The sequence below is a fragment of the Pontibacter saemangeumensis genome (genome assembly GCF_039541895.1).
Taxonomy (GTDB): Bacteria; Bacteroidota; Bacteroidia; order Cytophagales; family Hymenobacteraceae; genus Pontibacter; species Pontibacter saemangeumensis.
This window is the reverse complement of sequence record NZ_BAABHC010000004.1, coordinates 295,942-308,636: the sequence shown is the minus strand read 5'-3', so window position 1 is coordinate 308,636 and position 12,695 is coordinate 295,942. Positions and strand designations below refer to the sequence as shown.

The 12,695-nt window shown below is 51.0% G+C and carries 11 protein-coding genes; all 11 read left to right on the top strand.

The window, feature by feature from the left end; genetic code table 11:
• The first annotated feature begins 286 nt into the window (after positions 1–286).
• The 11 genes from ABD920_RS05950 to ABD920_RS05900 all read left to right on the top strand — a co-directional run bounded on the left by ABD920_RS05950 (position 287) and on the right by ABD920_RS05900 (position 12,682).
• Positions 287–967 (top strand): type 1 glutamine amidotransferase domain-containing protein, encoded by a 681-nt coding sequence (locus ABD920_RS05950; RefSeq protein ID WP_345157505.1) that lies wholly within the window; start codon positions 287–289, stop codon positions 965–967.
• Positions 968–1,215: 248 nt separating this feature from the next.
• Positions 1,216–2,097 (top strand): cysteine synthase CysM, encoded by an 882-nt coding sequence (gene cysM / locus ABD920_RS05945; protein ID WP_345157504.1) that lies wholly within the window; start codon positions 1,216–1,218, stop codon positions 2,095–2,097.
• A 181-nt stretch (positions 2,098–2,278) separates the two neighbouring features.
• A complete protein-coding gene (locus ABD920_RS05940; protein WP_345157503.1) occupies positions 2,279–3,139 on the top strand; it encodes a pirin family protein in 861 nt (286 codons plus the stop codon).
• A 558-nt stretch (positions 3,140–3,697) separates the two neighbouring features.
• The gene (locus ABD920_RS05935; RefSeq protein ID WP_345157502.1) at positions 3,698–5,377 is read left to right on the top strand and encodes a GMC oxidoreductase; all 1,680 of its coding nucleotides are present in this window, start codon (positions 3,698–3,700) and stop codon (positions 5,375–5,377) included.
• A 108-nt stretch (positions 5,378–5,485) separates the two neighbouring features.
• Entirely contained in the window at positions 5,486–6,952 is a 1,467-nt protein-coding gene (locus tag ABD920_RS05930; protein WP_345157500.1) for a Gfo/Idh/MocA family oxidoreductase, read from the top strand.
• An 81-nt stretch (positions 6,953–7,033) separates the two neighbouring features.
• Positions 7,034–7,597: a gluconate 2-dehydrogenase subunit 3 family protein gene (locus tag ABD920_RS05925; RefSeq protein ID WP_345157499.1), complete on the top strand. Its 564-nt coding sequence runs from the start codon at positions 7,034–7,036 to the stop codon at positions 7,595–7,597.
• Positions 7,598–7,730: 133 nt separating this feature from the next.
• The gene (locus tag ABD920_RS05920) at positions 7,731–8,906 is read left to right on the top strand and encodes a Gfo/Idh/MocA family protein (protein WP_345157498.1); all 1,176 of its coding nucleotides are present in this window, start codon (positions 7,731–7,733) and stop codon (positions 8,904–8,906) included.
• 9 nt (positions 8,907–8,915) lie between these two features.
• Positions 8,916–9,968, top strand: a complete 1,053-nt coding sequence (locus tag ABD920_RS05915; protein ID WP_345157497.1) for a sugar phosphate isomerase/epimerase family protein — start codon at positions 8,916–8,918, stop codon at positions 9,966–9,968.
• A 24-nt stretch (positions 9,969–9,992) separates the two neighbouring features.
• On the top strand, positions 9,993–10,553 hold the full coding sequence (locus ABD920_RS05910; protein WP_345157496.1) for a c-type cytochrome: 561 nt from the start codon (positions 9,993–9,995) through the stop codon (positions 10,551–10,553).
• 115 nt (positions 10,554–10,668) lie between these two features.
• Entirely contained in the window at positions 10,669–11,304 is a 636-nt protein-coding gene (locus tag ABD920_RS05905; RefSeq protein WP_345157494.1) for a 3-keto-disaccharide hydrolase, read from the top strand.
• 112 nt (positions 11,305–11,416) lie between these two features.
• Complete coding sequence (locus tag ABD920_RS05900; protein ID WP_345157492.1) at positions 11,417–12,682, top strand: nucleoside permease; 1,266 nt, start codon at positions 11,417–11,419, stop codon at positions 12,680–12,682.
• Positions 12,683–12,695 lie beyond the last annotated feature (13 nt).

The window sequence follows — 12,695 nt, the reverse complement described above, 5'->3', positions numbered from 1 at the left end:
AGTTGAATTGCGGTTTAAATTTTCCAGGCTCACTGACAACTCCTGTTAAAACGGGAAAGAGGAAGTGAAAAGGATATAACTCATCAGCGATGCCGTGCCGTATACGTTTTATATATGGCTAAGGAGGAAAGGTTTCTGACTCGCCCGGCCATCTTTTGCTTCTCTCCTGGTCTATGAAAAGAACTTTCGTTCTAAATCATATTAATCGCTGTATATCAAATTGTAGATTGAACAAAATTGCAGTAATAGGTTTGGGGTTATACTCCATTATAATAAAACTAAAACTATGAAAGTATTAATTGTATTAACCTCGCATGATAAACTGGGCGATACCGGCCATAAAACCGGCTTCTGGGTAGAAGAATTCGCGGCACCTTACTACGTGCTCGCCGACGCAGGCGTGGAAGTCACTTTGGCGTCACCGAAAGGAGGGAAACCGCCTATTGACCCAAGCAGTGAAGCACCGGGCGCGCAGACAGAGGCCACTAAGCGCTATTACGATGACAAGGCACTGCAGCAGAAACTGTCTCAGACGGTGAAGCTAAGTGACGTGAAGGCAGAAGATTTTGATGCCGTCTTCTATCCCGGAGGCCACGGCCCACTGTGGGATCTTACCGAAAGTGAGGATTCTATCCGGCTGTTGGAGGAATTCGAAAAGCAGCGAAAGCCGATAGCGGCCGTATGCCATGCCCCGGCTGTTTTTGCTAAAGTAAAGAAAGGGGATGGCGAACCACTGGTGAAAGGGAAAAACGTGACCGGCTTCACCAATACTGAAGAAGAGGCCGTGAAACTGACGGAGGTGGTGCCATTTCTGGTGGAAGACAAATTGAAAGCGCTGGGAGGGCATTACTCCAAGGTCGAAGACTGGCAGCCGCATGTGGTACGCGATGGCCGCCTGATCACAGGGCAGAACCCCGCTTCCTCAGAGGGGGCCGCAGAAGAACTGCTGCGCCTGATGAACAAGTAGCATTTTTGTTGATTTGATATATAAATCCCGCCCAGACGGATATAGCAGCGTAGGATTTATATATACAATCATCTTCTGGGAAGTTCTGTAAATTCATGCGCTTCAGCTAGAAGGTTGAAGTGGCATGGGAGATTCCGTTATAGTACTTCCTGGTCGATATTGCCAATGCGCTTCTTACCTTACCCGTTTTACAACAAACCTTTTACTTTTGTGGTTTAGGAAAAAGTAAACTTCACATCCGAACACGAATGGCTACTTTACTCGATTTAATCGGCAACACCCCCCTGGTGGAGCTGCAGCATATCAATACAAAACCCGGTGTAAAGCTGTATGGCAAGCTTGAAGGCAACAACCCGGGCGGCAGCGTGAAAGACCGCGCCGCCTACGGCATGATCAAAGGGGCCCTGGACCGGGGAGAGCTGAAACCGGGCATGAAGCTGATAGAGGCTACCAGCGGCAATACAGGCATCGCCCTCGCCATGATCGCGCGACTTTTCGGGGTGGACATTGAGCTTGTGATGCCTGACAACGCTACGCAGGAGCGCGTACAGACAATGGAGGCCTACGGCGGCAAAGTTATTCTGACACCCGCTGAGAAATCAATGGAAGGCTCGATTGACTATGTGAACCATAAAGTGTCGCAGGGGGGGTATCTCCTGCTGAACCAGTTTGCCAACCCCGACAATATGTTGGCACATTACCACACCACCGGCCCCGAGATCTGGCGCGATACCGATGGCCAGGTCACGCATTTTGTTTCTTCCATGGGCACCACAGGCACGATCATGGGCGTGTCGCGCTATCTGAAGGAACAGAAAAGCGGAGTGCAGATCGTGGGTACACAACCCGTGGAGGGTTCACAGATTCCTGGGATTCGGCGCTGGCCGGAAGCGTACCTGCCAAAGATATTTGAGAAAGAGCGCGTGGATATGACCATTGACGTCTCGCAGCATGAAGCCACCAAGATGACACGCCGCCTCGCCAAAGAAGAAGGGGTTTTTGCCGGCATGAGCAGCGGCGGGGCTATCTTTGCCGCCACCAAGCTGATAGAGCAATTGGACGAGGGGGTGGTCGTATGCATCATCTGCGACCGCGGCGACCGTTATCTCTCCTCCGACTTATTTGCTTAGAGTGATTTGAAATGAGTTTAAGCCGGAGGAGCAGTGTTCGCTGTTTCTCCGGCTTTTTCATTCAATGGTCATATCAAGAGAAAAGGAGCAAGAGTGATTGGCAGTAAAAAAGGCAAGGGCGCAGCATCTTCACGATTGAGTGTTTTTATATATGGTTAAGCTATCACAACAAGATTTATATATGGCAACAAGAAAGATAAAGAAGGTCCACAAAGCGGTAAGTGCCCCCATTGGAAACCTGGTCACGTACCGGGCGCTGCCGACGCGGGAGGTGGAGTATATAGACCCGTTCCTGTTTCTGAACCACCACGGTCCGCAGACGTACGGCCCCAACAACAGCGGTCTGCCTTTTGGGCCCCACCCGCACCGGGGCTTTGAAACGCTCACGTTTATCCTGAAAGGTGATATCATGCACCAGGACACCGGAGGGGGCCAAAGCGTGATTGAAAAGGGAGGTGTTCAGTGGATGACCGCAGGCTCCGGCCTGATCCACGCGGAGGTCTCTTCCGACAAATTCAAGCGGGAGGGCGGTCCGTTGGAAATTCTGCAGCTCTGGTTTAACCTGCCCGCAAGGCATAAAATGGTGAAGCCGAATTACATCGGGCTGCAGCAGGGCGAGCTTCCGACGAAGACAGAGGACGGAGGCCGCGTGATAGTAAACGTGATCTCTGGCAAATGGGGTGATGTGGAGGGGCCCATCGCATCCCTGGGTGGCATTGCCATGGGCAGCATCGAACTAAAGCAGGGCGGCACCTTTACTGCAGCCATACCGGCGGAGCGCAATATTTTCTTCTATGTGGTAAGGGGACAGGTAAATGTGAACGGGCAGCACATCAGCAAGTTGCACCTGGTGGAGTTTGAGCAGGAGGGTGAGGAAATAAAAGTAGAGGCCCTGGAAGATGCTTATATTTTGTTGGGTCATGCCCGGCCCTTTAATGAGCCGGTGGTTTCTCATGGACCGTTTGTGATGAACACAGAGCAGGAGATTCAGGAAGCTTTCCAAGATTACCAGTTAGGCAAGATGGGCCGCTGGACCGAATAACTGCTACAAACTTCCAAAGTAATGTTATATATATTATATATAAGCACCTCACAGGTTTGATAACCTGTGAGGTTTTTTTTGGCCCTTATAGCATTTAGCTAGCAAACTCCGCTAGTACGCATTGACTCGCTGTGCCTATACCGGATGGGGCAGTTGATGATTTAAGTTTGAGCAATGTAACCGTGAAGGAAGTACAGGCTCACTCCCTGGTGTGCTTCTATCTAGAAACTGCTTAAATCACTACCTCAGGCACAGGAAAGATGCTTTATTGAACTCCAAAGGAAGGCTTTCATGTTAGGTGTATCATAAGGTTTTGATTATTAAAGAGGTAAAGCGCGTCCGGTAGCAGGGGGAAAGGTAGCAGACAGGCCCTTGCGTAGTGAGTACTCAACTATATACAGCAGTATTTAGCGCTTAAACTTGCAAATAATGAAATTTAGCTTTAAACTTATTCGATCATTTCTTGCCCCTCTGTGTCTGATTGATCTTTTTAACTGATTGCTCCACAGTTTTGGAGCTTATGAAGCTTAAACTCAAAATAGCTAATCACCCTGAATTATGGCTGAAAATGTTTATGATGCAATAGTTGTTGGCTCCGGGATATCCGGTGGCTGGGCTGCCAAAGAGCTGACGCAAAAAGGCCTTAAAACCATTATGCTGGAGCGTGGCCGCAACATAGAGCACGTGAAGGATTACACCAATGCAAACAAGCACCCCTGGGAGTTTCCGCACGCCGGCGGCCGCACACAGGAAATGATCAAGAATTACCCGGTGTTGCGGCGCGACTACGTGCTGAATGAGCGCAACCTCGATTATTGGGTAAACGAAAAGGAGAGTCCATATGTGGAGGTGAAGCGCTTCGACTGGTACAGAGGCTACCATGTGGGGGGGCGTTCCCTGATGTGGGGCCGCCAGAGCTACCGCCTCAGCGACCTCGATTTCGAGGCCAATGCCAAGGATGGCATAGCCGTGGACTGGCCTATTCGCTATGACGAGATGGCCCCGTGGTATAGCTACGTGGAGAAATTTGCCGGTATCAGCGGCTCCAAAGAGAATATCCCGCACCTGCCGGATGGTGAATTCATGCCCCCGATGGAGTTGAACTGCGTGGAGAAAGACGTGGCAGCACGCATCAAGCAGCACTACAACAACAACCGCCATATGATTATCGGCCGTGCGGCAAACCTGACGCAGCCACACCACGACCGCTCCAATTGCCAGTACCGCAACAAATGCTGGCTTGGCTGCCCGTTCGGCGCCTACTTCAGCACGCAGTCGGCAACGCTGCCAGCCGCCATGGCCACCGGAAACCTGACCCTGCGCCCTTTCTCTATCGTGACCAAAGTGATATATGACAAGGATACCAAGAAGGCGAAGGGTGTGGAGGTGCTGGATGCGGAAACAAACCAAACCTATGAGTACTTCGCGAAGGTCATCTTCCTGAATGCCTCTGCTCTCAATACTACATGGGTGCTGATGAACTCTGCCACCGATGTATGGCCGGAAGGACTCGGCAGCAGCAGCGGGGAACTTGGCCACAACCTGATGGACCACCACTTTAAAGTGGGCGCCTCCGGTATGGTAGAGGGTTATGAAGATAAATACTATTATGGCCGCCGCCCGAACGGCATCTATATACCGCGTTACCGCAACATCGGCGAAGACAAGCGTGACTATATCCGCGGTTTCGGTTACCAGGGCAGTGCCGGCCGTGAAGGCTGGAGCCGTGAGATCGCAGAAATGAACATCGGCGGAGAGTTTAAGGACGCGCTGACTGAACCTGGAAGCTGGACCATGGGCATCAACGGTTTTGGCGAAACCTTGCCTTATCACGAAAACAAGGTGACGCTCGACAAGAACAAGAAAGACAAGTGGGGTTTGCCTGTACTGGCCATCGACGCAGAGATAAAAGAGAACGAGCGGAAGATGCGCAAGGACATGATGAACGACGCCAAGGAAATGCTGGAGATCGCCGGTGTGAAAAACGTGAACACCTACGACGCTGACTACGGTTTGGGGCAGGGAATACACGAAATGGGAACCGCCCGCATGGGACGAGACCCGAAGACCTCGGTGCTGAACGCGCACAACCAGGTGTGGGACGCAACCAATGTGTACGTGACCGATGGCGCTGCTATGACATCTGCCGGTTGCCAGAACCCTTCGCTCACCTATATGGCACTGACTGCGCGAGCCGTAGACCATGCCGTAAACGAGATGAAGCGACAAAACATTTAATTCTTATTTTAAAGATCCGGAGGGCGCAGCATTTTCCGGCTTATAAACTCATAATGATAATAGCTTCACCTATTGCAGCGGAGGCTATATAGTAAAACATCAGGCGTTATGTCAGAAAAAGAAACAGACAATACAGCAGCGAACAGTTCGCGTAGAAATTTCCTGAAAGCAGGTGCCGTAGCGGCAGCCAGTTTCCTGATTGTTCCCCGCCATGTATTGGGTGGGCCAGGCTTCCTGGCACCCAGCGACAGGCTGGTGATAGCCGGTATCGGTGTGGGGGGCAAAGGCGAGAGCGACCTTGCCAGCTTCCATAAGAGCGGGAAGGCGGAGATCGCCTACCTCTGCGATGTGGACGACAGGAGGGCTGCCAATTCGATCAAAAACTTTCCGAAGGCAAAATATTACAAAGATTACCGCGAAATGCTCGACAAGGAGGCCAAGCACATAGATGCGGTCTCTGTTTCGACCCCGGATCATAACCACGCCGTGCAGGCAATGGCCGCCATGCAGCTGGGCAAGCACGTTTACGTGCAGAAACCCTTGACACACGACATCTACGAGGCGCGCGCCCTGACGGATGCCGCCAAGAAATATAAGGTGGTGACGCAGATGGGTAATCAGGGGGCTTCAGGAGACGGTGTTCGGCAGTTACGCGAGTGGTACGATGCGGATGTGATCGGCGATGTGCACACCATCTACGCCTGGACCGACAGGCCCGTTTGGCCACAGGGAATTTCATGGCCTACCGGTAACGGTCAGGTACCGAAAGGCCTGGACTGGGATCTGTGGTTAGGCACCGCCCCTTACAAGGAATACGTAGAAAAGCTCGTGCCCTTTAACTGGCGCGGCTGGTGGGACTATGGAACCGGAGCCCTTGGCGATATGGGCTGCCACCTGATCGAGGCGCCATTCAGCGTGCTGGGTTTGCAATATGCCACTGATGTACAGGCCAGTGTGGGCAGTGTGTACGTGGATGAGTTTAAGCGGGGGTATTTCCCTGAAAGCTGCCCGCCATCTAGCCACGTGGTATTGAACTTCCCGAAAACCCCAAAAACGAAAGGCCCTGTAAAACTTCATTGGATGGATGGCGGTATACAGCCGGAGCGCCCGGAAGAATTAGGCCCGAACGAGGTTTTCGGTGACGGAGGCAACGGGGTACTATTCGTAGGTACAAAAGGTAAAATGATGGCCAGCACCTATGCTGAGAATCCCCGCCTGCTGCCTACTTCCCGAACAACAGAGGTAAAAGTGCCGCAAAAGCTTGCACGGGTGCCAGGCAGCGCCAGCGGGCATTACGCACAGTGGGTAGAAGGTGCCATCGCGGGCTACGGCAAGAAAGAGCTGAGCGCGCCCTTCGAAATATCCGGACCGCTTACAGAGGCACTGCTCATGGCAAACCTCGCTATCCGCGGTTATGATATCCGAAAGCCAAAGGCTTCCGGCGAAGGATACGACTACCCTGGCAGATATGTAAAGCTGCTGTGGGATAACCAGAACATGCGCATCACCAATTTTGACGAGGTAAACCAGTTTGTGAAGCGGGAGTATCGGAAGGGCTGGAAATTAGGTGCTTAAAGTTTTGAAAACATGTTCATTCGCAGCATTTGTTTGTGCTGCCATAAAAAAGATATATAAATAAGCTGTCATTTGAAGTATATGAACAGACGCGAAGCAATAACAGCCGTAGCCTGGCTAATGGGAGGTACCCTGATCAGCGCCGAGATGCTGGTTTCCTGCACCACCAAGTCGAAAGACGTCAGCGATCTATTTAAGCCCGAGCAGATCTCATTTTTGAATGAGGTAGGGGATACTATTCTCCCCACGACCAATACCCCCGGCGCTAAAGCTGCCAATGTAGGGGAGTTTATGGCCGTCATGGTCAGGGATTGCTACACACCGGAAGATCAGAAGATTTTCCTGGAAGGCTTCGATAAGCTGAACAAGGCCAGCGATGAAAAATTCGACAAGGAGTTCATGCAACTAAATCCAAAGCAGCGCACTGACTTGCTTACAGCCCTGGATGCGGAACAGAAGGAACACCAGCGAACCAAAGGTCCGGAAGATCCGAACCACTATTTCCGTATGATGAAAGAACTCACACTGTTGGGTTACTTCTCGTCAGAGGTGGGAGCTACACAGGCCCTTCGCTATGATCCAGTTCCGGGGAGATATGATGGCTGTATGCCTTACAAGAAAGGCGACAGAGCCTGGGCCACCTGATCGGCAGAGTGCATTTTGCTAAGTGCCAGCTATATATAACTTCCCGCAAGATAAGTTATATATAGCTGGCACTTACGTACGTTAAATATCCTTTGCAAATTATAAGACAAAGTTAAACCTCAAAAAACCGTAAATGCATCAAAAACTCAGATTGGGCATGATAGGCGGAGGGCTAGGCGCTTTTATTGGAGGCGTGCACCGCAACGCAGCACAATTAGATAACGAATATGATCTGGTGTGTGGTGCTTTCAGCAGCAACCCCGATAAATCAAAGGCAAGCGGCGAGCATCTCGGGCTGCCAGCCTCGCGTGTATATGGCTCTTACCAGGAGCTGTTTGAGAAGGAAAAGCAGCTACCGGAAAACGAGCGCGTGCAGGTCATCAGCATCGTGACACCGAACCACGTGCACTTCGAACCTGCCAGACTCGCCCTCGAAAATGGCTTCCATGTCATTTTGGATAAGCCCATGACATTCTCCCTGGAGGAGGCGCTGAAACTACAGGAAGTAGTGGAAAGAACAGGGAATCTCTTCTGCCTTACGCACACCTACACGGGTTACCCTATGGTGAAAGAGGCCCGTCAGCTCGTGGCTTCCGGCAAACTGGGTAAGATCAGGAAAGTGTATGTGGAGTACCCACAAGGCTGGCTCAGTACGTTTAAAGAGGGTGGGAGCGTAGAAAGCCATGACATTAAGCAGGCCACCTGGCGCACCGATCCGAAGCAAAGCGGAATCGCCGGCGCAATGGGAGACATTGGGACACATGCCTTCAACCTTGCCGAATACGTAAGCGGTTTATCCGTAACGAAGATCAACGCCGATATTAACGTGGTGGTAGAAGGCCGGCTGCTTGACGACGACGGCGCTGCTCTCCTTAAATTTAACAACGGTGCCAGCGGGGTGCTCTTTGCCACGCAAATTGCCAACGGTGAAGAAAACAATGTTAAAATTCGCGTATATGGAGAACTCGGCGGGCTGGAGTGGCAGCAGGAGGACGCGAACTCCCTGCAGGTAAAAAGGCTAAACCACCCTACAGAGATTTACCGCACAGCGGGAGGCAATTACCTAAGCTCTTTTGCACAGCATAATACACGTACCCCCGCCGGCCATCCGGAGGGATATCTGGAGGCATTTGCAAACCTGTACCGAAATTTCGCGTTGTGCGTGAAGGCGCGTATGAGAGGAGAGGAGCCACAGCCGGAGTGGCAGGACTACCCGGGCATTCAGGACGGGGTGCGGGGCATGGCCTTCATCGAGAACGTGATTGCATCGGGCAAATCAGATCAGAAATGGATTGACTTTACTATCTAATATTAAACTATGACGACGATACAAGGACCAGCCATATTTTTAGCGCAGTTTTTAGGCGATCAGCCTCCGTTCGACACCTTAGAGAACATATGCCGTTGGGCAAAAGGCCTCGGCTATGAAGGCGTTCAAATCCCGACATGGGACAGCAAGTACTTTGATTTACAGAAAGCCGCAGAAAGCAAGGCATATACCGATGAGATAAAAGGTATTGTGGAAGACCAGGGGCTGAAAATCACGGAGCTTTCGACGCACCTGCAGGGGCAACTGGTTGCGGTGAATCCTGCTTACGACACGCTTTTTGACGGCTTTGCCCCGGAACAATACCACAACAACCCTAAAGCGCGTACCGAGTGGGCCGTGCAGCAGTTAAAATACGCCGCCAAAGCCTCTCAGAACTTAGGCTTAAATGCCCATGCTACTTTCAGTGGCGCTTTACTCTGGCAAACTGTGTACCCGTGGCCGCAGCGCCCGGCAGGACTGGTGGAAGCAGGTTTTAAGGAATTAGGCAAGCGCTGGACCCCAATCCTGAATGCCTTCGATGAGGCAGGAGTAGACCTGTGCTACGAGATACACCCCGGCGAGGACCTGCACGATGGCGTGAGCTACGAAATGTTCCTGAAGGAAGTAAATAACCACCAAAGAGCCTGTCTGTTATATGACCCTTCCCATTTTGTGCTGCAGTGCCTTGATTACCTCGAGTACATCGATATATACCATGAAAGAATCCGTATGTTCCATGTTAAGGATGCGGAGTTTAACCCAACCGGCCGCCAGGGAGTATATGGCGGTTACCAGAACTGGGTAAATCGAGCCGGTCGTTTCCGTTCATTGGGAGATGGGCAGGTAGACTTTAAGTCAGTTTTCAGCAAACTCACAGCATATGATTTCAAGGGATGGGCCGTGCTGGAGTGGGAATGCGCATTAAAACACCCGGAAGACGGAGCCCGCGAGGGAGCCACTTTCATTAAAGACCACATAATCAGGGTCACAGAAAAAGCCTTCGATGATTTTGCCGCCACGGGTATAGATGACGCAAAAAATCGCACTATATTAGGCCTTTAATTACCATTCAAACAAAACAACATTATGAAAAAGGTATTATTTGTTTTTAGCTGCTGCGCGATTTTCGCTGCCTGCAGCAACTCTGAAAACCAGGTAGAAGGAGAGGAATACTACAATAACTCTACTTCGGAGGCAGAGATGAGTGCGGCAACACGTCAGTCAGAAGTGGATACCAGCATCAACGACATCGGCACTGATCGTACGGCCACGGTTCCTGCCGCTACCGATGCCACAGCGTCTGAAGAAGAAGCCACCCCCGCCAGCGGTGCCGCGGCAACGGCAAGTGCGCCTGCCGCATCCCAAACCAAACCGGCTGCCGGAGATGACTTCGAGAAGGGAAAAAACCTCATTGCGATGTCTGACTGCCTTGCCTGCCACCAGGTAGACAAGAAATTGGTTGGGCCAGCTTACCAGGAGGTTGCAGCCAAATATGAGATGAATGATAAAAACGTGGATTACCTGGCGGATAAAATCATTAAAGGTGGATCTGGTGTTTGGGGGCAAATCCCGATGACGCCGCATCCTGACCTGAAAATGGAAGATGCCCAGGAAATGTCTAAATACATTCTATCTCTAAGAAAGTAAGTTTATGATCCGAAACATAGCCGCCTGTTGCGCCCTGGCAGCGCTTATATCCTGCCAGTCGAATACATCAGAAACAGAAACTGACACAGCCATGACACAAGAAACTGCTGAACCTATGGCAGAAAATGAAGAATGGACCCCGCTTTTTGATGGTAAAACCACGGAGGGTTGGCACACCTACGGCTCAGACAGTGTAGGGCAGGCCTGGCAGGTGGTGGATGGGGCGCTTTACCTCGACCCAGCTGCCAAGAAAAGCGGTAAAACAGGCGGCGACCTCGTTACGGACAAAGAATACAGTGACTACCATCTGAAACTCGACTGGAAGGTGGCTAAGAACGGTAATAGCGGGATCATCTTTTATGTCAAGGAAGATCCCGCGAAGTACCAGAACACCTATAATACCGGGCTTGAGATGCAGGTGCTGGACAATGAAGGGCACCCGGATGCAAAGATCAATAAACACCGCGCCGGTGACCTATACGACTTGATCGCAAGCAGCCCGGAAACTGTCAAGCCTGCAGGCGAATGGAATCATGTGGAGATCATCAGCAACGATGGGCAACTAGAGCTATACCAGAACGGGGAGAAGGTTGTGACCACCACGCTGTGGGATGATAACTGGAAGAAAATGGTTGCCGGAAGCAAGTTTAAAGACATGGAGGACTTTGGTACCTTCAAGTCTGGCAAAATCGCCTTGCAGGACCATGGCGATGCAGTGTGGTACAAAGATATTATGATCAAAGAGCTTTAAAAAAAGCTCTCAGGCATAATACCTTCCGTGCTTTATAATCTATCACTTCCCATGAAGCACGGTAGTTCTCGCTCAAGTTGCGATAAATCCTTTATAAGCTAATATAATAAGCATGCTTCTGGTCACCCGTGTCAAGCTGTCGTTTATGATGTTCCTGGAATTTTTTATCTGGGGAGCGTGGTTTGTGACATTGGGAACCTATCTTTTATCTGAACTGGCAACCTCCGCCACACAGGTGGGGGTTGCCTTTTTAACGCAGTCTATCGGAGCCATCGTTGCTCCGTTTATCATTGGTCTTATCGCAGACCGTTTTTTCCCAGCGCAACGCATCTTGGGCGTGCTGCATTTGGTAGGGGCGGCGCTGCTGTGGTATGCCTCCGTTGTTCCGGACTTTGATAGTTTCTATCCGGTTATATTGGTCTATATGATCCTGTATATGCCCACCTTGGCGCTGGTAAACTCTGTTTCATTTCGGCAGATGCAGGATCCAAGCAAGGAATTTCCCCCGATCAGGGTGCTGGGTACCCTCGGATGGATCATCGCCGGCCTGACCATTGGTTGGCTCAATTGGGAACAGAATGGCAACCTCGGCTTAACTTTCCGGATGGCATCCATTGCTTCCGCCATACTTGGCCTTTTCAGCTTCACCTTGCCCAATACACCGCCTGTGAAAGGGGCCGGGAAGGCTTCCATAGGAGATATGCTCGGCTTAGAAGCCATTGCTTTACTGAAGAACCGCTCTTACCTGACATTCTTCCTGGCTTCTGTGGCCATCTGCATACCACTTGCCTTCTATTACAATTTCACAAACCCGTTCCTGAACGAGCTCGGTATGGAATCCGCTGCAGGCAAGCAGGCGATGGGGCAGATGTCGGAACTGCTGTTTATGCTCCTGATGCCGCTGTTCTTTGTCAGGCTCGGGGTAAAAAAAATGCTGGCGATTGGTATGTTTGCCTGGGTGCTTCGCTATGCTTTTTTTGCTTTCGGGGATATAGAAGCCAATTACTGGATGCTGATCGGGGGTATTGTCCTGCACGGTATCTGCTATGACTTCTTTTTTGTAACTGGCCAGATCTATACCGATAACCTGGCTGGTCCGCGCTTTAAAAGCGCTGCACAGGGCATGATAACTTTGGCAACATATGGAGTGGGGATGCTGATGGGCTCCCTGTTGTCAGGTGTGATTGTAGATGCCTATCAATCCGCTGGAGGTGGGCACGACTGGCAATCCGTCTGGCTTATACCGGCCGGAATAGCCGGTGGGGTGCTCCTGCTGTTCCTGCTCCTTTTCAAAGACAGGACAGGAGGGAATAAGGCTGTAGAGGAAAATCCAACCATAATTGCGTCAGGCACAACAGAAGTGAATAGTTTATCTTAAGTATATAAAGCTT